This is a genomic window from Pseudomonas sp. Pseusp88 (assembly GCF_047303955.1).
Classification (GTDB): domain Bacteria; phylum Pseudomonadota; class Gammaproteobacteria; order Pseudomonadales; family Pseudomonadaceae; genus Aquipseudomonas.
The window spans coordinates 36420-55794 of record NZ_JBGLYM010000018.1; the positions used below are offsets into that span (position 1 = coordinate 36420).

Genomic DNA, 19375 nt, shown 5'->3' on the forward strand with positions numbered 1-19375 from the left:
CCTAGCATCCTTGGTCCCTGTGGGACCGGCTTTAGCCGGGAAGACGTATTCCAACTCAAGGTAACGGAGCGGATGTACCGGCCTCTTCCCGGCTCAAGCCGGTCCTGCCAAACCACGCGCATCTGGACGATCAGGGATCAGGAGATCCAGGGCGACTTGCGAATGATCTCGACAAAGTTCAGCGGCTTGAAGCCCGGTACTGCGTCCACCAGCACATCCGCGTTGACCGTACCGAAGGTGGTATCGGGCTTGTCCTTGAAGCCATTGGCGAAGGCACACAGGATGCATTCCTTGAAACCGTCACCGCGCGGATGGGCATGCACCACGGCCTCGCGCTGCACAGTCGGGAAGGCGGCATAGTCGATACCCAGCACGTCCATTTCCACACCGGCGGTGACCAGTGCCACGTTCGGCCGCAGATGCTCGGGCACGCCCGGCGTGGTGTGCAGCGCGATGGACAACCAGACCTGCTCCATATCCGCCTCGGTGAGGCCGAACGGCTTCATGAACTTCACTGCCGCGTTGGCGCTGTCGACTTCGAAGCGGTCCTTCTCGCTGCGATGGGCTTCAACCAGGCCCAGGTCATGGAACATCGCGCCGACGTAAAGCTGCTCGGCATCGTACTTGAGGCCCTTGCGCTCGCCGCTCAGGGCGCCCCAGAGAAATACCCGGCGCGAGTGATGAAACAGCAGGTCGTCTTCCTGCTCACGGATATATTCGGTGGTGGCCCGGGCCAGGGCGCTGTCGGGGATTTTGATACCGGCGATGGAATTGCTCATGAGGGCTGTCCTGTAGAAGTCGCGCCGTCGTGACGCGTTGGACACAGTCTCGGGGCTGGCCTGAAACCGCTCAATCGGCGCGGTATATCGTTCCCTGCCAAACGTAGGTCGTTTCCTGCCAGCCCTTTTAGGATGCGCTTCGGATAGACTGCCCATCGTTCAATCAACCAATAAGAAATAAACGAGGCCGCTGTGTACAAAGGGATTGTCTTGTCGGTTTCGGCGTCCTGCCTGTTTGCCGTGATGTACTACTACACCTCCTTGCTCAAACCCCTGAGCGGCGAAGAGATCTTCGGCTGGCGCATGCTCCTGACCGCTCCCTGCGCGACGCTGTTCCTGATGCTCAGCGGCGAGTGGCATCTGGTGCGCAGCCTGCTGGGCCGCATCCGCCGTGAGCCATGGCTATGGATCGGCCTGCCGCTGTGTTCAGCATTGATGGGCGTACAACTCTGGCTGTTCATGTGGGCGCCGCTGCACGGGCGCAGCCTGGAAGTGTCCCTGGGTTATTTCCTGCTGCCGTTGAGCATGATACTGACCGGCCGCGTGGTGTACGGCGAGCACCTGTCGCGCCTGCAGAAGATCGCGGCGGCCTGCGCACTGGTCGGGGTCGGCAACGAATTGCTGCGCCTGGGCAGCTTCTCCTGGGAGACCCTGCTGGTCTGCCTGGGCTACCCGTTCTATTTCATTCTGCGGCGCAGGCTCAAGGTCGATAACCTCGGCGGCCTGTGGTGCGACATGGCCCTGCTGCTGCCCGCCAGCCTGTGGTTTATCGTCCACGGCAACCCCGGCGCGTTGCGCGACTTTCCCGCGCTGTACGGCTTGATACCGCTGCTGGGGCTGATCAGCGCCTCGGCCCTGATCAGCTACATCCTCGCCAGCCGCCTGCTGGCGTTCAGCCTGTTCGGCCTGCTGAGCTATGTCGAACCGGTGCTGCTGGTGGGGGTCGCGCTATTGCTGGGAGAAAGCATCGGCCGTGACGAGTGGATGACCTATCTGCCGATCTGGCTGGCCGTGCTGGTGCTGGTGGGCGAAGGCTGCAAACATCTGCTGGCGCAAAGGCGCCGCCGCTGAGAATACTGGACGTGGGACCGTCTTTAGCCGGGAAGGCGTCTTTCCTGATCACAGAGATGCAGCGGATATTCCGTCCCTTTCCCGGCCAAAGCCGGTCCCACACATCCCATTTCAAAGCATTGAGCCGTCTCTGGGGATGGTCAATCGGTAAACCGCTCCAGTTGCATCTCCTGCAAGCGGCTCAAGGTGCGGCGAAAGGCAAACGACAGATAGCCCTGGGTGTACAGCTCGTCCATGGGCTGCGCCGCTTCGATATACAGCGGCACGCGACGGTCATAGCACTCGTCCACCAGGGCAATGAAGCGGCGCACGCCGTCGTCGTGGGGCGACAGCTGCGGCAATTCGCGATCCCCGGCCACCACCTGCTCCACTGCATCCTCGGTGCCACGGGCGATGCGCCCTTCGCGCTGTGGCGCGCTCAGCGCCGGGACCTCGCCAAGCAGCACCGCCGAGAAACGGTCGCACAGCTCGATAAAATCCATGGCCGCCAAGGGCTGTTCGCACAGGTCGGCATAGCGGCACCACAACACCGTGGGCGTCTGGCGCACGACATTGATCGCCCGACGGCCCAGCATGACCGGTTCATCGCAAGCCGCCTGGCCTGCACTTAACGTTTCGAACACGCCGGTCAGCGCACTGGGAACACCGGCCTGACCCAGCCAGTAACGCTGATGCAACTGCCCCGGATGCAGACGATGATCCTCGCCGCCATCGACGCTGAGCACCTGCATATAGCGGTTGATCGCCGCAATGGCCGGAATGAAGCGCTCACGATTATGGCCGTTGCTATACAACTGCTCGGGCGGCTGGTTGGACGTCGAAACCAGTACCACGCCCTCTTCAAACATTGCCTGCAACAGGCCGCCGAGGATCACCGCATCGCCGATATCGGTGACGAACAGCTCGTCGAAACACAGCACCCGCACGTCCCGGCCCAACTCCTTGGCCAGTACTTGCAGGGGCTGTGCGGTGCCGACCAGATCGAACAGACGCTTGTGTACCCACCGCATGAAGTGATGAAAGTGCTGGCGCCGGGCAGGTACGCTGAGGCTGTCGAAAAAGCGGTCCATGAGCCAGGTCTTGCCGCGCCCGACCGGCCCCCACAGGTATACGCCCCTGGCTGGTGCACCCTTGCCCTGCAACGCCTGGTAGCACGCCTCCAGCTGTTGCGCCGCTTGCAATTGCGCTGCATCGGGCTGAAAACCACGTTGTGCGACCGCCTGTTCGTAGGCTTGCAGGGGGGATACCGCGCTCATCAACCAATCACCGTCTGTCTGGGCAAGGGGGGCAAGCATATAGCAGATGGCCTGCGCGATGGCATGAACAACATCACCTCCTGTAGGAGCTGCCGCAGGCTGCGAAAGCGATGGGGGCAGGGAAATCCAATCGCAGCCTGCGGCAGCTCCTACGAGGGAAGATCGTCAATTGAGCAAATCGAATGGCAGGCAAATTGCTGTAGGATTGCCCTCCCCGAAATAGCGACATAGGGCGCTGCCATCCTCAATGGCGCCATTTCCCGCCTCAGGTTCAACAGGTAATTCATGACCGCCAAACGCCTATACACCGACGCCCTGGCCGGGCTCACCACCTCTTTCGCCCTCGTCCCCGAATGTATCGCCTTTGCCCTGGTGGCCCACCTCAACCCGCTGATGGGGCTGTATGGCGCATTCATCATCTGCACCTTGACGGCACTGTTCGGCGGACGGCCGGGAATGGTTTCAGGGGCTGCCGGATCGATGGCGGTGGTGATTGTCGCCTTGGTGGTACAGCACGGCGTGCAATACCTGCTGGCCACGGTGCTGCTGGGCGGCGTGGTGATGATGGCTTTCGGTCTACTGAGGTTGGGCAAACTGGTACGGATGGTGCCGCATTCGGTGATGCTGGGCTTCGTCAATGGTCTGGCCATTGTCATCGCCCTGGCTCAGCTCGAGCATTTCAAGTCTGGTGAAACCTGGCTCAGCGGCCAACCGCTGTACCTGATGGCAGCCCTGGTGGCCCTGACCATGGCCATCGTCTACCTGCTGCCACGCCTGACCCGCAGCGTGCCGCCGGCCCTGGTGGCGATCCTCACCACCGGCCTGTTGGTCTATCTGTTCCACCTGCCGACCCGCACCCTTGGCGACATGGCCCATATCGCCGGTGGCCTGCCGACCTTCGCCCTGCCGGACATTCCCTGGAACCTCGAGACCCTGCGCATCATCGCGCCCTACGCGATCCTGATGGCCCTGGTCGGCCTGCTGGAAACCCTGCTGACCCTCAACCTCACCGACGAAATCACCGAAAGCCGCGGCTATCCGGATCGCGAATGCGTGGCGCTGGGCGCCGCCAATATCGCTTCGGGCCTGTTCGGTGGCATGGGCGGCTGCGCCATGATCGGGCAAACTGCGGTCAATCTGGGCTCGGGTGGGCGCGGCCGGTTGTCGGGTGTTGTCGCCGGCGTCGCGATTCTGCTGTTCATCCTGTTTCTCTCGCCGATGATCGAAAGCATCCCTCTTGCCGCACTGGTCGGGGTGATGTTCGTGGTGTCGCAGCAGACCTTTGCCTGGGCCTCCCTGCGGGTCATCAACAAAGTGCCTCTCAATGACGTATTGGTGATCATTGCCGTTACCCTGATCACGGTGCTCACCGACCTGGCCACGGCGGTGTTCTGGGGCATCATCATTGCCGCGCTGAATTTCGCCTGGCAGCACGCACGACAGCTGTACTCGGACAGCCACCTGGAAAACGGCGAGAAGCTTTATCACGTCCATGGCACGCTGTTTTTCGCCTCGACCACCACCTTCCTCAACCAGTTTGACCCGGCCAACGACCCGGACCACGTCACCCTCGATTGCAGCCACCTGGCCTTCGTCGATTACTCCGCGATCGCCGCCCTGAATACCCTGCGTGAGCGCTATGCCAAGGCAGGCAAGCATGTACGGGTCATTCACCTGTCCGAACGCTGCAGGAAACTGCTCAAACGCGCCCGGGCCCATCACGAATAGTCAGTCAGCCGTCAGCAGGTCCCGGGTCGCCAGCACCGTTGCATACTCGCCATGCAGGTTGGCCAGGGACATGCCGTGTACCTCTTCAGCGGTGCGCGGCGTGCCAAAGAAATCCGCGCCGTCGAAGGTGTAACAGGCGTCATGGGGCACGATCACTTCGAACCCGAGATTGCCGCCACTGCGCGCCGTGGACTCCACCGAGTTATTGGTGATCACCCCGACGATCACCACCTGAGTAACCCCGTCATCGCGCAACCACTGCTCCAGGACACTGGAGCTGAACGCATCCGGCACCCGCTTGCGCAACTCGCGCTCCCCCGGCAACGGCAAAAACGCCGGTTGATACTCCACGCCGGACTGCTCGGGCCAGAACACTGAATCCGGCGAACGGGAAAAATGCCGCACATGAATCAACGGCCGCCCGGCCTGCCGCCATGCCTGGAGCAGCGCAAGCATATTGCCCTCCGCATCCGGATTATTGCGCCGCCCGAGCTTGGGGTGGTTCATGCCTTGTTGCATGTCGATGATGATCAGGGTGGTGTCGGGATGCAGGTGCATAGGGGGCTCCTGAAGCGGGTTAAACGTCATAGGGCACTAAATCGCTGAGCCAATCCCTGCTCGGCGAACTGTTCAATGATGAAGTCGACAAAGGCCCGGGTCTTGCCGGGCAGCAGCTTATGCTCGCGGTAGTAGAGCGAAATATTGCCATCATCGACATACCAGTCCGGCAACACCCGTTGCAGGGCGCCGCTTTTCAGATAAGGCAAGGCGAAAGGCATGCTGACCAAAGCGATGCCCAGCCCCTGCTCGGCGGCCGAACAGGCGGCTTCGGAATCGCTCATGGTCATGCGCTGTTTCAGGCTCAGCGGGCTTTGTGTCTGTTGGCGACTGGTCAGAGGCCAGTTACGCACGCGGCCGGTCTGGGGCGAGCGGATCAGAATGCCAGCGTGACCGAGCAAATCGTCCGGATGGCTGATCGGCGACTGGCCAGCCAGGTAGCCCGTGGACGCCACCAGGACGCGATGCGCCACCGCCAGCTTGCGCGCCACCACGCCCTGGGGCAGTTCGAATCCGCCGCCAATGGCCGCATCGAACCCCTGGGCGATCAAGTCCACCTGGCGGTTATCAAAATGCCAGTCCGGGCTGATCGCCGGATAGCGCCGTAGAAACTCACCCAATAGCGGCAGCACATACAGCCGCCCGAATATCGTGCCCATGCTGACCTTGAGCGTGCCCGCGGGCTGACCCTGGGCACTGGCGATATTGGCCACGGCATTCTGGATGGTATGGAAGCTGGTACCGACCTCGGCAAGAAATCTTTGCCCCGCTTCCGTCAAGGTCAGGCTGCGGGTACTACGCTGGAACAGCCGCACGCCAAGCCCGGCCTCCAGGCGCGCGACACTTTTGCCCACTGCCGCAGGCGTCAGGCTCAAACGCCGCGCGGCCTCGGCAAAACTGCCCACCTCGGCGCTGCAGACAAAGCACTCGATGCTGTTGAAGTGTTCCATAACATCGCCATTCGATACTTTTGGTTTACACAGACTATCTCAATTACCGGCTACTCAGGAGTTAATCAGCGTTCGATACTGGCGCCCATCAACTCACTCCCCCACTACCGGAGAACACCATGACTTACGCACAAAACCTCACCGGCAAAACCGCACTGGTCCAGGGCGGCTCCCGCGGCATCGGCGCTGCCATCGTCAAGCGCCTGGCCGCAGAAGGCGCCGCAGTCGCCTTTACCTACGTCAGCTCCGAGGCCAAGGCCCGGGAACTGCAGGACAGCATCACCGCCACAGGCGGCAAGGCCCTGGCCATCCACGCCGACAGCGCCGATGAAAAAGCCATCCGTGCCGCTGTCGCCAGTACCGTACAGGCCTTCGGTGGTCTGGATATCCTGGTCAACAACGCTGGCGTACTGGCCATCGGCCCGCTGGAAGACTTCAGCATGGAAGACTTCGACCGCACCCTGAACATCAACGTACGCAGCGTCTTCATCGCTACCCAGGCCGCCGCACAGCATATGAAAGAAGGCGGCCGCATCATCAACATCGGCAGCACCAACGCCGACCGCATGCCCTTCGCCGGCGGCGGCGTCTACGCCATGAGCAAATCGGCGCTGGTCGGCCTGACCAAAGGCCTGGCCCGTGACCTCGGCCCACGCGGCATCACCATCAACAACGTTCAACCCGGCCCGGTCGACACCGACATGAACCCGGCCAGCGGCGACTTCGCCGACTCACTGATCCCGCTGATGGCCGTCGGCCGCTACGGCCACGTCGAAGAAGTCGCCAGCTTCGTCAGCTACCTGGCAGGCCCGGAAGCCGGTTACATCACCGGTGCCAGCCTGACCATCGACGGCGGCTTCGGCGCCTGATCCACGGCAACCTCGGGCGTCCGGCAAGGCTTTTAGCCACCGCCGGACGCTTTTCTGCTTAAGCGCATGAAAATTCTGAAAAAAAGTTTTGCGTTCAGGAAAGGTTTCAACTACATTAGCGCGCCTCGACACAGCAAGCCTGTGACGAGATACGGTGAAGTGTCCGAGTGGCTTAAGGAGCACGCCTGGAAAGTGTGTATACAAGAAATTGTATCGAGAGTTCGAATCTCTCCTTCACCGCCAAATTTGAAACAACGCAGAGCCCCTGAAATTCGTAGCGAATTCAGGGGCTTTGTGGTTTCTGGCGTTTGAAAAAACATCCCTTCTTGCCGCTGGCGTATTTCTGTAAATGCACCATCCATCGTCAGTTCGTGAATTTCTCTGAACCCTTCGCAAGCCCGCCTACACTAATCCTGTAACCCTGCGGAGGTGACACATGAGAACTGAGTATTACTGGATAATGTTGGCTGTAGTCGTGGTGCTTGCTGATCTGTTTGCGGTTTTCAGTATCAGGCGCAGTGCCGCCAATGCTGAAAGCAAGGCATTCTGGCAGGTGATCATCATCTGGGTGCCGGTACTGGGCGTAATGCTCTGGGCGATCATGGGACCCAAGAACATTCCACACTCTCATCCGACTCATAGCGAACATCACTCCTGAGTCAGTCGAGAAGATAACTGTAGGCGCTGCCGAAGGCTGCGAGCGGATCGCAGCCTCCGACAGCGCCTCCCCTTTTCACGCTCCGCAAGCGCTGCAACAGGCTTGCGGTTTTGTCGTGTCGTCGCCGTTATCTTGACGTAACTATAAGGCTGCTAAGCTCATCAAGCTGCATCCCCACCCGCTGCGGCAGTAGTACCTGAGGTGTCACTAACCCGGAGGTACACAAATGGACACTGACGACAAAGCTATCCGCCAAACCGTACGCGCCTATGTCGAGGGCATGACCCTGGCCAATGAAGCGCTACTCAGAGAAGCCTTTCACCCACTGTGCAACATCATCGGTCATTACGAAGGGGCGCTGGAGTGGCTTTCACTCGATGAATTCATCGAAGCCATCAATGCTGAAGGCGCTCAAGACGCATTACCGTCATGGAAAATCCGCACGCTGAATATCAGCGGAGACGCTGCAGCGGTGAAAGTCACCGATAAGTATGCCGGGATGAAGTTCACGGACTATCTAGCGCTTCTCAAGCTGCAGGACGGATGGCGGATTGTGAACAAAGTCTATTATCTGCAACACTGAGCGTTATATAGCTCACATCAAGGAAGACCGATTTGAAACGTCTGGTTGTTGCCCTCGCCCTGCCTCTGACAAGCACTCTGGTTTGGGCACAGGCGTTATCCGAGCAAGAAACATCCGCTGCAAACGCCTTCAAGGTTTTCTGGACATCGACCGACTGCGCGCAAATGCGCAAACTCAGCGACTGGCCACAGCTCGTCGCGAAAACGCACAGCAATGATAAGGAACTGTGCGAAAGCCTTGTCAGCCTGCATCAGTTCGTCCAGCAAGTGAATGTGACGGGAGTGCAGCTGCTATCTGGTGATAAAGCACGGGTGAGCGCCAACATCAGCCTGCTCACTGGCACGAGCATGAAACAGCAAGACACCTTTGCCCTGGTCGACGGCAAATGGCTGCTGTCGGCACAATAAATCGCGCGTAAAAAAAGCCCTGAACAGGCCAGGGCTTTTTCTTTACCGATATTGCCTGCGCCCTACTTCAGCACTCCGGCCTGAGGCACGATCTGCAACGGTGTGCGCGAACGCCGCGCCAGGGCATTGCCCATGCGAATCGCGGGCAGCTCGATGTACTTATAGGTCAGCGCCGACATCGCGACAGTCCCCAGCAGGGCAACGGCCATATAAGCACCTGTATACCAATGCTGAATCCATTCGATATGGCTGTTTTTGATCACCCAGACCATGCTGTACATCACCACCGGATGGAACAGGTACAGCGAATAACTGATCGCCCCCAGCCACGCCAGCCAGGCCCAATTCAGCTTGCATACCGTGGCCAGCAGCAGGAAGGTCAGAATGCCGATGGCATAAGGAATGAAGAAATGGATGACTTTGAGATCCGAATTGATCTTGAGGTAGTAAACAATCGCGACCAGAGCAAACAACATCCAGAAACCTACGAAACCGAACACCGACCACTTTGCCAACAGTGGCATGGCTTGTTTGTCGTACCACATGCGGAACAATGCGCCCCAGAACATAATGCTCAAGTGCAGCGATAACATGGTTAATGTCGGATCAGGCGTCACAGACAAGGGGTGCCCGACAAAATCCAACAATAGGGGCAATAACGTAAAGGTACTAAAGGCAAAGATCAGCCCGATCAATACCAAGGGCGAGCGCAATACGCCCTGCACGAACAACACCACGCACAAGACGTAGAACGCCAGTTCGGTCTGCAGGGTCCAGTACTGTCCCTGCACCGAAGGATGGCCCATGGCTTCCTGCAACATGGTCAGGTTCCACAGGATCGACGACAGGGAAATTTCCTTGCCCCAGATGTACCAGAAGGTAATCAGGCCGAACGGAATGGAGAACCAATAGACCGGATACAAGCGAAACAGGCGCTTGATCAGGAACTCGCGGCAGGACTCACGTCGCTCGCCGCGCAGGCTGGACGGAATCACAAAACCGCTGACCGCGAAGAAGATCACCACGCCGATACGGCCGACATCGATCAGCGCGGCAAAGTCGTGAAGCCTGTCTTGAATGGACGGGGTCGCGATCAGTACGAACTGCTCACTGGTGTGCATCCAGACCACCAGCAGAGCGGCAATCGCCCGCAGGCTATCAATATGGGAAAAGCGCGTAGTGCTCATGACATCATTCCTTGATCTTCCTGTCCGTTGCCAACCGCAGCAACGTCCTGCATATCCACAGTGCTAACCGCTACAACGGGGCGAGACATGTCTTATCCATTGCCGCCCATCAAGGGACGGCGCTTTATTGTTTTTCAACGGGTTCTCACGGAAAAACCCGACAGCCTGCCGCCATGCCCAAACGCAAAAAGGCCCGGCGGGCTTTTTCCTACGTTTCGAATGGCAGATTCAGCGCATTAAAGGGCAAATACGCAGACGAATTTGGCGTTTTCGCCATCCGTTCAGCTACGGTTCAGATACGGTATCAGAATCGATACATTACGATAGCACTTTGTATATGAAGCGCCATTACACTGCGCGCCCTACCCTTTCGCCCAAAGATCCGCCCCCATGATTGAAGAGTTCGAAGTTCCCAGCCCCCACGAGCGTCATGTGGAACACGTCACCGAGCACGCCCACCGCCACGGCGACAGCTTCGCCAGCAAAATCGCGGTCATGACAGCCATCATGGCCACCCTTGGCGCCCTGCTCAGCTATCAGGCGGGCTCCACCGAAAGCGAAGCGGCCATCGACAAGAACAACGCGGCGATCAAGAAGACCGAAGCGTCGAACCAGTGGAATTACTACCAGGCCAAATCCAGCCGCCAGAACCTGTCGGAACTGGCCATGCAGATCCCCGGCGTCGACACCAAGCACTACGCCGCCGAAGCCCAGCGCTATAAGGCCGAGAAGGAAGAGGTCAAGAAAAAGGCCGACGAACTCGAAGCCCAGGCCAGCGAGTGGGACGAGAAATCGGAAAAGGCCCTGCACCAACACCATCGCTGGGCCCAGGCGATGATGGCCATTCAGATTGCCATTTCAATGGCCGCCATCACCCTGCTGACGCGCAAGGAATGGCTGAAAAATCTGGCCTACACGGCGGCGGGTGGCAGTGTGGTGTTGGGCGCTTTGGCGTGGTTGCATATATAGAGGCGCGACCACCCCTACCCTGTGGGACCGGCTTTAGCCGGGAAAGCGCCCTCTCGGCTCACTCCGGCCCCACAGAATCACCGACGACCCGGCGCTAGCAGGACCCGACGTGATGCAGCGATAAATCCAGCTCGGCCTTCATCGCACCGAGCATATGCACGACCGCGAAGGCCAGATCACGCTCATCACCTTGGCGCGCATCGCCGCTTTCATAGGCGACGGCCGTGGTGCAGCGCAGCATATCGGAGACGTTAAGCAGGGATTTTTCGAGGGCAGCGAGGGATTCGGCTGAAGGTATTTTGTTCATTGTTTGTATCCGTATGGGCTACTGGGGCCACCTGATATTTGCTGCTAAACAAATGAGGTGACGGCTTTGACGCGGGTTAGCAGACCGGCCCGGAATACAATAACCGGCGCACCCGAAGGTGCCCCACGCAAAGCCGCCATAGCGGTACTCGCGCGTTGTATAACCAGGGGCAGGCTGCTAAACCCGATCACTGAGATTCAGCGACCGACGCACCCTAGAGCCCGAAAATACCTCACGCAAGAGGGCCGGGATTGTCTCGGAAACTTCACTCAAGAGAAACAGAAAAGCCCCACCAAAACGGCCCATTTCGTCAGCAAAAATAACAGCGCTCACGCTTAGATACCGCAATAGGCGCGAACGCTGTGAGAGCGCATTTTGTGGGAGCGAATTCATTCGCGAAGGTGGTGTTCCAGGCGATGAAGATGCGTCGAATTCACCGGCCTCTTCGCGAATGAATTCGCTCCCACAGATTTGCTCCCTGCCCCGGTTCTCCCACAGGTGTTGTGCTGAACTGGACCGGTTCATGCTCGTACACCGCTATCGCCCGCCCCTCATCCCGTCATACGCCGCCTCACACGCCAATCCCGCTATTCGGGCGCTGTCATACGCTTTTGCCAGCTCACCCGCTCGCTGGTCAGCCCGCTGGAACAGGTCGGAGAGCACCATGGCGGCGCGGGCGGCTGACGCGCCTCGCTCGGCAACTGCGGCACCGTTGCTGGTGCAACCTGCGCTGCCGGCCAACTGTCGAGCCGCGTCGTGCAGGCGTTGAGCAGCAGCATCGGCAACCACAGCATCAGCGCCCGCCTGAATAACCTGAATTCTTGCATCATTACCCGCCTCGTTCACCGCACGTTGACGGCGTTGTTCCTCAGCCCGATTGGCACTACTCGCAGCGGCCAACGCCTTGGCCTCGAGCACCTGCTGATCCGCCCACCTGCCCCGCCAGTCCTTCGCCGTGTCACGGGCACCGCGCTGATAAGCCGCCACCAACAGGCTCAACAGCAACACAACCAACGCGCCCCACTTCCACGCCACGCCGCTCACAGCAACGCCCGGCGCACGCCTTCATCAAGGGTCGCCGCGCTATAAGGCACACGGCCGTTTTCATGTTGAATAATCGCCTGCACCAGACAATTCAACATGTCCGGATTATCCAGGTCCAACCGCACAACCGGCTTACCGGTGCTCAGCAAAATCCGTTGCTCAACCGCAGCGATATAAGCCTGCGTATCGTTCTCGGACGCAGGCGCCCAGCGCTGAATAATGTCGCGGACGGCATAAAGCGCGTATTTGGCCTGATAAGTCCGCAACAGCTTGCCCAGCGCGCGAATGCCGTTTTCCGGCGTATCAAAACGGGCAAAGCGCGACTCCACGGCCGGATCAAACGGCAACTGGCCCTGCCATTGATTGGTCTTGTTGTAATCGATATTGCCGGGGTTGTTATTGCGGATACCGCGAGAGGTGATTGCCATGAATGTTTCCTCAAGACGAAAAAATGCCCGCACACCCAAAAAGGTGTGCGGGCCAGGTTTAACTGTTCAGTTATCAGCGATCAGATGAAGAAAACCCCGAACGCGTCGGGGTTTGCTTGTAGTGCCTGGCGCCGCCGAGCCGGACCCCGGCCCAAAACAGCCACGCCCGCCATCGCGCCAGACCTTCGGCCCGCAACGCGCGATACAACACGCCATCGGCCTGTTTGCGACTCAACTGCCCGGTGCTGTAAAGCTTGTCATGAATAGCCGCGGCGTAATTGCCATAACCGGCCACCAAGGCATAAAGCGGGAACAAGACCGGGTTATGCACCGCTTGCAGACTGGCGAAATTGGTTTCAAAACCAATCTCACTCAACAAGCGCCCATGCTCGTCATCATCCAGAATCAGATCAGCCAACAAGCGATGCTGCCACTTGCCCAACTGCTCGGTTTTCAACGTGGTGATGAACTGACTCATACCGGCCACCCTTCCTCCAGCATCGCCGCCGTGATCGAACCATCGGCCACGGCCGCGAGCAACTGCGCTTCGCGATCGAAACTGGCTTGAACATGGGCGCGGACGGCAGAGGCCAGACTGAGGATCTGAACGGCGCTCAGCTCGATAAAGCCTGCGGAAGTTTTCCAGTTGAGGGAGTAGTCGGAGTCGAGCAAGGCGGCTACTGCGGCACCGGTGATCAGGCCCTGACTATCGCGGTCGGTGGCGATGGGCATGGTGTTGACGGTGATGCCGGAGGTTTCTACCTGATAGCGGCAGGCCGCAATGAGTGTGGACCAGTCAGGGATGGGTAGGGACGGCGGGACTGGTGCGGCGCTCAGTTGTACCCACTCTCCTTGCCATTGCGCGACTTGAGTGCCGGTTAACTTTGGCGGTTTGGTCGGGGTGCTGTTCCTAGGCAACTGTTCAGACTCATTCACTTCAGAGGAGCCTGAATATACTCCCTTTTCGTCCCACTGATAAACCGTAATCATGCTAATTTACCCTTAATATAGGTTACTATTGGGGCCGGTTGAATATTAACTTTTGGCGTTATGAAGCTGGTAGTTTTGTCATAGGAACGATACGGCAGGTTTGCTACTGAAGTACCTGCAAAGGCCATAAACTTGCTTTCAAACTGGAAAGGATAATTAAACGCAAAGGGAACCGACCTAAAAACCCAGGTCAATCCATTATCAGATGAAACCGCTACAGAGTTCCCCGTAGTGGCTAGAACAATACATGAGTCAGTTGTAGACACCATAGCGCCATTAAAAGCCCACGTGGCGGTATTAGCAGGGAAAACTCCAGTAATGCGAGTCCAGCCTAAAATACCTACGGTAATATCGGTGGTTGAATACAGCACTGCAGGGTCGGTATTGGTATTAGCGTAATAGACCCCACCTGAATACCAAAACGAAGAGTACTGCCCTGGCGCTTGAAGAGACAACCAATTTATCCCGTCTGAGCTGAGCATATAAAACGAAGTGCCGGAAGAAATACCGATTAGCTTACCATTTAACGGTATAAATGCTGCAACACCAATGTTTGCCATCCCAGACCTAACTGTCCAATTTATGCCATCTGGTGAGGTTTGGTAGACGCTAGTTGTATTGGACTGAGCAACTACAAATAGCCCGTTTATCGAGGATACCAGAGGGTTCGCAACGGTAGTCCCGAATAATCTTGAAGTCCAGGTGATACCGTCTGTTGTGGTCCAGTATTGTGTCGAGCTTGACTGCTGAGTCAGTAGGAATACACCGTTTGAAACGCCAAGAGAGTACCGGCTAGACCCCGTACTGGGCATTGGCCTTCTTATCCAAGTAATTCCCCTGTCTGATGACGTGTAGCAAAAATCAACGTTAGTGCAACATGCGATGATAAGTGAACCGCTATCAGCCGTCGCCATGTAGGAAATTGAGTCGGACGAAAAAGATTGGTTAATAGGACCAAAAGTAATTATCGATCTATCTACGTCTGGTTTAGCCCCAATAAGTGCATATAAATCAGGGTATGCAGACTGTAGGTAGATTGCTCGATTAGTGGCGGCATACGTTGCCCCGGGAGAGCGAGCAGTCATCAACAGATCACCTATCGATTGGCCAGACTTACCCCATTCAACACCATTTTTAGTGGAGTTAATACGTAATACATCAAATGCATCCTTGCCACTAAAGCTCGGCAAACCTGCGGCGGCCCCCGCAGCAGCTGCGGACACCTGGGCCGATGAAGAGGACGCAGCGGCGTTGCTTGCCTGGGTCGTCGCAAGAGCAACCTGGGCCGCGCCGTTCGTTGTAGCGGCCGCCGCACTTGCGGTGGCAGAGCTCGCGGAGTTGGCCGCCGCCGTGGCGCTCTCTGCGGCAGCGTTCTTGTAGCTCAGGCTCGCATCCATCGAATCCGCCTGCCAAGCCAACGCAGTATTAACCTCCCCCACCATCACAGCCTGTGCCGTCAGCGATGCCCCGGCCTTGGCATCAAACACAGCCTCGGCATCAGTCGGCAGTGGCGCGGGTGGAAGTGGAGTAAGTAGTGGTGGTGTAGTTGAAGTAGTCATTACATAAGGCTCCTGATTTCGAGGGAGTATTCGGCGCGGTCGTAAGTGGAGAGCACGAGTGCGAGTCTTTCGAAGCGGCCGACGATGATGGTGGAATCGACATCTTCACTGCCGATATAGAGCGCGGCGGTGTCGCTCAGGGGTTCCAGGGCGCGCAGTGCGCTGGAAACCTGGCTGCCGCGCATGACGATGTTGAAATCGACATAACGCCTGCGCCCGCGCGGGACGATGCTGACGTTGCCGAAGTCGTCTTCCTTGATCGATGAGTAACTTTCCGTACCCAGGCCGGAGCCATAGACGGCGACGCCAATGTCCTTGGACATGCCCATGATCAGCATGCCGATTTCGGCGGTTGAGCCCGGTGCATTGGCAACCACACGAATATCGGCGTTGCTGAATGCGGGCAGGTCAAACTGGGCGACGTTGTCCTTGATGACGAACTGGCCGAAGTAGTAGCGATACCAGCTGCCACCGGCCTTGTTCGACATGGTGAAGGTTTCGTCATAGACCACGGCGCCGCCGACCAGCATGGTGATATGCACAGTGGAGGCTTTGACGCCGACCAGGCCGATGGAGTTGACCCGGGCGCCGGGGCGGATGGTCAGGTCGATGCTGTCCGGGTTACTGGTGCCGGTGCCGATCAGCCAGGTGTTGCCGGCGCGTTTGTTGAACATCTTCCAGCGGTTGGTCGGACCAAGGTCCAGCCAGGCCGGGGGGATGACGCTGTCGGTTTCCGGGTTGCGGTTGCTGTGGGCGACCAGGGATTCGTAGTTGCGGTGATTGAGCATCACCCGTGTGCCCACCGGATAGGTCGTCGCAGCTGCCCAGAGCGGGTAGTCCGTTTCCGGGACGTTGTTGGCGATCACTTTCGCGGGGGTGATTTCAATGGGCGGTACGACTTTCATGCCGCCACCTCCTGCAGGGCGATGCCTGACTCGTTCTGTTGGCGGATGCCGTAGGCGGTTTTTTCGCTGTAGCGGGCGATCTGCGACAGGTCGTTATGGATCTCCACACGCAGCTGACGCAGCTCGGCCACGGTCGCGTCGGCGCTGCCCGAGCCGTTGAGCATCGAGGCGGTCTGGTTGGCGCTGTAGATGCGCGAAGGTCCGGTGACTTCCAGTTCCGGACCGTTTTCCCCGACCAGACGCAGGCCGCCACCGAACATGCCGCCTGCGGCATAGCGCGGGATTTCGCCGTTTTTGATGGCGTCGTTGCGGATGGCGTTGGCGATGGTGTCGGCGGTTTGTGCACCGCTGCCCAATTGCCCTGCCCAATACATCATCCCGGCCGGATCGGCGTCCCGACCGAGGACGCTTTGATACAGGCTATTGAGGTCATTCGGGCTGGGCGCCCCGCCCGACCCGCTATTCAACACAGGGCTGGCACCAATGCTGCCACTGGCCACTGCCGATTTGACCGCCGCTGCCGCGCTGATCGCCGAGCCCAGATTGGCGATGGCCTGGGCCACCGAAATCACCGAGTTATCGACGCCGTTCAGGGCATCGAGCTGCTTCTGGGCGGTATCGAGTTGCTTGTCCAGCCGCGCCATTTCGTCGTCGTATTGATCCTTGGCGCTTTTGATCTGCTCCTGCACCGTGGCCAGCAGTTGTTCTTCGGTGCTCAGTTGGCTATTGGTCAGCCCGTTGAGTTCGGCGACCACGTTGGCGGTGCGGCCCTGATCGCGGTTGAAGTCTTCCAGGGAGCTGTAGAGGTCCGTGGTATTGCTGCTGACCGTGGACAGCGCGTCGTCCAGGCCGCTGACACCGCTGATGGAGCCGCCGGAACGGGCGGTCGCCAATGCCGCCTGCAAGGTGGCCTGGGCCTGGTTACGGAGCATTTTCACGGCGTCGCTGGAGGTGCCGCGCAAGGCTTTGAGGGCATTGGCCAGGGCATTGCTGATGCCGGTCATGTCGGAAATGCTTTTCTGCGCCGTAGCCGCCATGTCGTTAAGCGAACCGACTCGGGCGTTGTAGGCGTCAGTCACATTCTTTTGTTCCGCCGCCACGGCCCGTTGTACGGCGCTGAACGCGTTGTTGACCGAGGTAGTCGCCGCCGCGAGTGCCGCATCCTGCGCTGCAAGCGCTGCATCGCGAGCCGACTTGGCCCGGGACTCGAGGATGTCGTAGGCGGATGATGCATCACCGGCCAGGGTAATCAGCTTGGCCAGCATGCTGCGGCCGGACTCGGTGGTGATGTCCTGAGACTCGACCAGATCGCGATAGGCATCGCGGCTGGACGGCAGGTTGACGCCCAGGTCCTTGAACTCTTTGCTGACCGCAGTCAGAACGTTGTCGGCTTTTTCCGTGTCGCTGAAGAACTTGTCGTAATAGGTCGCCGCGCCGCTGCTCAGCTTGTCGAAACCACCGGCCAGCAGGCTCAGTTGCTCAGCCATGAAACCGCCCTGCACGCTGGTCTGGAACAGCCCGACATTGAGGTTTTTCAGGACGTCGTTAACGCCGTAGAGGTTTTTGACGAAGGTGGTCAGGGTTTCAAAGGTAAAACCACGGGTGTCGGCTTGCGTGGCGTCGGAGATGGCCAGGACCGAGGCGTCGGCCAGTTTGGTAAACCAGTCGGTAATGTCCGCCTTAATCTGGTCGGCGGTTTTACCTTTGGTGCTGATTTGTGTGGAGGCCATGTTCAGGCCGTCGAGCACGCCGTCGTTGAGCTTGACGTTGAGCATCGCGAACAGGCCCAGCACCGAGCCCTCAGTGGCATCATAGGTGTTGTCGAGGGCTGTCTGCATGGCCGGATCAAGTGCAGTGATCCGCGTGCGCTTTTTATTGCTGCTGAACAGGCCGCCCTTTTTCTTCTGATATTCGAATTGGTCGGCGGAGAAGTCGCCCTTCGAAACGCCCAGTTGAATGCCCTGATCTTTGGTAACCCAGTCGCCACCGAACAGGGAGGAGCCGAACATGCCGCCGAGAACTGCGCCAATGGCTGCGCCGACGGCACTGCCAACCCCCGGAAAAACAGCAGTCCCTATGTACGAGCCCGCGTAAGCTCCTGCCACGGCCCCACTGGCGCCCGCGACCGCGCCCTTCACACCGGCTTTCATATAACCTTCGATTGCACCGCCTAGACCATAAGTAAACGCTGATACGGCACTTAGGCCTGCCTGCGTGGCAGCATACTGACCGGCATTTGCGCCGAGGGAATTGCCCGCCGCTGCGCCTGCCTGCTGAGCCGCCGTTGCGCTGGCGGTGGCACCATTGGAGACAAAACTCGAAGCTGCTGACTTGATGTAATCGAAACCATCGCTCAGCACATTTCCTACACTGTTGAGCACACCGCTGCTTCGGTTCCAGCTTGCGGAAATGGTGTTGAAAAACGAGCTATTGCCGAGATCGAAAAATGTATTCGCACTCTTCCCCAGCGAGCTCAAAATCGACGTAATGCTGGGACTGCCCGCACTTGCATTGCCGGAAGAACCAAGCCCCAGCGAGCCGATCATTGAGGTAATCACCGGCTTGACCAGTGCGTTGGTCAGCATTTCGGCCAATAGCTGCTTGAAGCCCGCAACCATCTTCTCGGAGAAACCTTTGAAGCCCTTGTCGACATTCTTGAAGATATCGACGAAGGCTTTGTCCACCAGCTCAACGGCACCTTTGCTGAAGGTGCTGAACGCGCTTTCGGTTCCGGCCTTGACTGCAGCGCTATCGGTTTTGCCGCTGGTTGCGTTCGTAACCGCATTCGAAACGCCGGTGTCTTTACTGCTCGCCTGTCCCAGGCTCGCCGTTGCGCCAGCATCAAGCGTCTTTTTGATGTACGTAGTACTGGCAGCATTCATGGCCGTGGACGCTGCAGTCATCTTCTTCAAATCGGCAGTCAGGCCGACGACAGACTTCTGCAACGCCGCAACATCTTTATTCGCCGCCCGCGCCTGACTGCTATCAACCTTGATCACTACATTGGTTGTGTCAGTCATGGCCAGACCTCCCGGGTTCAACCCGATGTCCTGGGTCGGCCTCCTGTCTCAGGTAAAAATATTCGGGGCACATAGTGTTCTCCGGACAATAAAAAACCCGCCGTGGC

Annotated in this window: 20 protein-coding genes and 1 tRNA gene; 8 read left to right on the plus strand and 13 right to left on the minus strand. The window is 58.6% G+C overall.

Going from position 1 to position 19375, the window contains the following annotated elements; all coding sequences use genetic code 11:
- Positions 1-137: 137 nt before the first annotated feature.
- Positions 138-779, minus strand: a complete 642-nt coding sequence (locus tag ACCD02_RS20685; RefSeq protein WP_413305830.1) for an HD domain-containing protein — start codon at positions 777-779, stop codon at positions 138-140.
- A gap of 192 nt (positions 780-971) precedes the next feature.
- On the opposite strand from ACCD02_RS20685, the gene rarD reads away from it, so the two are divergent.
- Entirely contained in the window at positions 972-1850 is an 879-nt protein-coding gene (rarD, locus tag ACCD02_RS20690) for an EamA family transporter RarD (protein ID WP_413305833.1), read from the plus strand.
- 140 nt (positions 1851-1990) lie between these two features.
- Here rarD and zapE read toward each other — a convergent pair whose 3' ends face one another.
- Positions 1991-3106, minus strand: a complete 1116-nt coding sequence (gene zapE, locus ACCD02_RS20695; RefSeq protein WP_413305837.1) for a cell division protein ZapE — start codon at positions 3104-3106, stop codon at positions 1991-1993.
- A 285-nt stretch (positions 3107-3391) separates the two neighbouring features.
- On the opposite strand from zapE, the gene ACCD02_RS20700 reads away from it, so the two are divergent.
- Complete coding sequence (locus ACCD02_RS20700) at positions 3392-4834, plus strand: SulP family inorganic anion transporter (RefSeq protein WP_413305841.1); 1443 nt, start codon at positions 3392-3394, stop codon at positions 4832-4834.
- Here the strand turns inward: ACCD02_RS20700 and ACCD02_RS20705 are convergent, their stop codons facing one another.
- Together ACCD02_RS20705 and ACCD02_RS20710 are read right to left on the minus strand one after the other, a co-directional pair.
- Positions 4835-5392: a cysteine hydrolase family protein gene (locus tag ACCD02_RS20705; RefSeq protein ID WP_413305844.1), complete on the minus strand. Its 558-nt coding sequence runs from the start codon at positions 5390-5392 to the stop codon at positions 4835-4837.
- 26 nt (positions 5393-5418) lie between these two features.
- The gene (locus tag ACCD02_RS20710) at positions 5419-6342 is read right to left on the minus strand and encodes a LysR substrate-binding domain-containing protein (protein ID WP_413305847.1); all 924 of its coding nucleotides are present in this window, start codon (positions 6340-6342) and stop codon (positions 5419-5421) included.
- A 119-nt stretch (positions 6343-6461) separates the two neighbouring features.
- Here ACCD02_RS20710 and ACCD02_RS20715 point away from each other — a divergent pair, with 119 nt between their 5' ends.
- From ACCD02_RS20715 to ACCD02_RS20735, 5 genes are all read left to right on the plus strand, one after another.
- The gene (locus tag ACCD02_RS20715; RefSeq protein WP_413305850.1) at positions 6462-7211 is read left to right on the plus strand and encodes a 3-oxoacyl-ACP reductase family protein; all 750 of its coding nucleotides are present in this window, start codon (positions 6462-6464) and stop codon (positions 7209-7211) included.
- A 153-nt stretch (positions 7212-7364) separates the two neighbouring features.
- Positions 7365-7454, plus strand: a tRNA-Ser gene (locus ACCD02_RS20720).
- 193 nt (positions 7455-7647) lie between these two features.
- On the plus strand, positions 7648-7869 hold the full coding sequence (locus ACCD02_RS20725; protein WP_259102016.1) for a PLDc N-terminal domain-containing protein: 222 nt from the start codon (positions 7648-7650) through the stop codon (positions 7867-7869).
- Between the two features lie 226 nt (positions 7870-8095).
- Entirely contained in the window at positions 8096-8452 is a 357-nt protein-coding gene (locus ACCD02_RS20730; RefSeq protein WP_413305854.1) for a nuclear transport factor 2 family protein, read from the plus strand.
- Between the two features lie 32 nt (positions 8453-8484).
- On the plus strand, positions 8485-8859 hold the full coding sequence (locus ACCD02_RS20735) for a hypothetical protein (RefSeq protein ID WP_413305857.1): 375 nt from the start codon (positions 8485-8487) through the stop codon (positions 8857-8859).
- Between the two features lie 62 nt (positions 8860-8921).
- Here ACCD02_RS20735 and ACCD02_RS20740 read toward each other — a convergent pair whose 3' ends face one another.
- A complete protein-coding gene (locus ACCD02_RS20740) occupies positions 8922-10046 on the minus strand; it encodes an acyltransferase family protein (protein ID WP_413305860.1) in 1125 nt (374 codons plus the stop codon).
- A 390-nt stretch (positions 10047-10436) separates the two neighbouring features.
- Here ACCD02_RS20740 and ACCD02_RS20745 point away from each other — a divergent pair, with 390 nt between their 5' ends.
- Positions 10437-11015, plus strand: coding sequence for a DUF4337 domain-containing protein (locus tag ACCD02_RS20745; protein WP_413305862.1), 579 nt, complete (start codon positions 10437-10439; stop codon positions 11013-11015).
- A 94-nt stretch (positions 11016-11109) separates the two neighbouring features.
- Here the strand turns inward: ACCD02_RS20745 and ACCD02_RS20750 are convergent, their stop codons facing one another.
- From ACCD02_RS20750 to ACCD02_RS20785, 8 genes are all read right to left on the minus strand, one after another.
- Positions 11110-11322: a DUF6124 family protein gene (locus ACCD02_RS20750; protein ID WP_413305865.1), complete on the minus strand. Its 213-nt coding sequence runs from the start codon at positions 11320-11322 to the stop codon at positions 11110-11112.
- A gap of 537 nt (positions 11323-11859) precedes the next feature.
- Positions 11860-12366: a DUF2514 family protein gene (locus ACCD02_RS20755; RefSeq protein ID WP_413305867.1), complete on the minus strand. Its 507-nt coding sequence runs from the start codon at positions 12364-12366 to the stop codon at positions 11860-11862.
- On the minus strand, positions 12363-12794 hold the full coding sequence (locus tag ACCD02_RS20760; protein WP_413305870.1) for a structural protein: 432 nt from the start codon (positions 12792-12794) through the stop codon (positions 12363-12365). The genes ACCD02_RS20755 and ACCD02_RS20760 overlap by 4 nt, the downstream gene beginning before the upstream one ends.
- 73 nt (positions 12795-12867) lie before the next feature.
- Positions 12868-13272, minus strand: a complete 405-nt coding sequence (locus ACCD02_RS20765; protein ID WP_413305873.1) for a DUF1353 domain-containing protein — start codon at positions 13270-13272, stop codon at positions 12868-12870.
- Positions 13269-13730, minus strand: coding sequence for a DUF4376 domain-containing protein (locus ACCD02_RS20770; protein WP_413305875.1), 462 nt, complete (start codon positions 13728-13730; stop codon positions 13269-13271). The genes ACCD02_RS20765 and ACCD02_RS20770 overlap by 4 nt, the downstream gene beginning before the upstream one ends.
- A 50-nt stretch (positions 13731-13780) precedes the next feature.
- Positions 13781-15343 (minus strand): hypothetical protein, encoded by a 1563-nt coding sequence (locus ACCD02_RS20775; protein ID WP_413305877.1) that lies wholly within the window; start codon positions 15341-15343, stop codon positions 13781-13783.
- Positions 15343-16248: a hypothetical protein gene (locus ACCD02_RS20780; RefSeq protein ID WP_413305879.1), complete on the minus strand. Its 906-nt coding sequence runs from the start codon at positions 16246-16248 to the stop codon at positions 15343-15345. Before ACCD02_RS20780 ends, ACCD02_RS20775 begins: the two co-directional genes overlap by 1 nt.
- Positions 16245-19268 (minus strand): DUF4214 domain-containing protein, encoded by a 3024-nt coding sequence (locus ACCD02_RS20785; protein WP_413305882.1) that lies wholly within the window; start codon positions 19266-19268, stop codon positions 16245-16247. The genes ACCD02_RS20780 and ACCD02_RS20785 overlap by 4 nt, the downstream gene beginning before the upstream one ends.
- Positions 19269-19375: the final 107 nt, after the last annotated feature.

What these genes read in the sequence shown, in the direction of transcription:
- ACCD02_RS20760 (WP_413305870.1), bottom strand. Translation starts at nt 12,794, where the DNA reads ATGGCAATCACCTCTCGCGGTATCCGCAATAACAACCCCGGCAATATC.
- ACCD02_RS20725 (WP_259102016.1), top strand. Translation starts at nt 7,648, where the DNA reads ATGAGAACTGAGTATTACTGGATAATGTTGGCTGTAGTCGTGGTGCTT.
- ACCD02_RS20730 (WP_413305854.1), top strand. Translation starts at nt 8,096, where the DNA reads ATGGACACTGACGACAAAGCTATCCGCCAAACCGTACGCGCCTATGTC.
- ACCD02_RS20715 (WP_413305850.1), top strand. Translation starts at nt 6,462, where the DNA reads ATGACTTACGCACAAAACCTCACCGGCAAAACCGCACTGGTCCAGGGC.
- ACCD02_RS20705 (WP_413305844.1), bottom strand. Translation starts at nt 5,392, where the DNA reads ATGCACCTGCATCCCGACACCACCCTGATCATCATCGACATGCAACAA.
- ACCD02_RS20740 (WP_413305860.1), bottom strand. Translation starts at nt 10,046, where the DNA reads ATGAGCACTACGCGCTTTTCCCATATTGATAGCCTGCGGGCGATTGCC.
- ACCD02_RS20710 (WP_413305847.1), bottom strand. Translation starts at nt 6,342, where the DNA reads ATGGAACACTTCAACAGCATCGAGTGCTTTGTCTGCAGCGCCGAGGTG.
- ACCD02_RS20745 (WP_413305862.1), top strand. Translation starts at nt 10,437, where the DNA reads ATGATTGAAGAGTTCGAAGTTCCCAGCCCCCACGAGCGTCATGTGGAA.
- ACCD02_RS20750 (WP_413305865.1), bottom strand. Translation starts at nt 11,322, where the DNA reads ATGAACAAAATACCTTCAGCCGAATCCCTCGCTGCCCTCGAAAAATCC.
- ACCD02_RS20775 (WP_413305877.1), bottom strand. Translation starts at nt 15,343, where the DNA reads ATGACTACTTCAACTACACCACCACTACTTACTCCACTTCCACCCGCG.
- ACCD02_RS20780 (WP_413305879.1), bottom strand. Translation starts at nt 16,248, where the DNA reads ATGAAAGTCGTACCGCCCATTGAAATCACCCCCGCGAAAGTGATCGCC.
- ACCD02_RS20700 (WP_413305841.1), top strand. Translation starts at nt 3,392, where the DNA reads ATGACCGCCAAACGCCTATACACCGACGCCCTGGCCGGGCTCACCACC.
- ACCD02_RS20765 (WP_413305873.1), bottom strand. Translation starts at nt 13,272, where the DNA reads ATGAGTCAGTTCATCACCACGTTGAAAACCGAGCAGTTGGGCAAGTGG.
- zapE (WP_413305837.1), bottom strand. Translation starts at nt 3,106, where the DNA reads ATGAGCGCGGTATCCCCCCTGCAAGCCTACGAACAGGCGGTCGCACAA.
- ACCD02_RS20785 (WP_413305882.1), bottom strand. Translation starts at nt 19,268, where the DNA reads ATGACTGACACAACCAATGTAGTGATCAAGGTTGATAGCAGTCAGGCG.
- ACCD02_RS20685 (WP_413305830.1), bottom strand. Translation starts at nt 779, where the DNA reads ATGAGCAATTCCATCGCCGGTATCAAAATCCCCGACAGCGCCCTGGCC.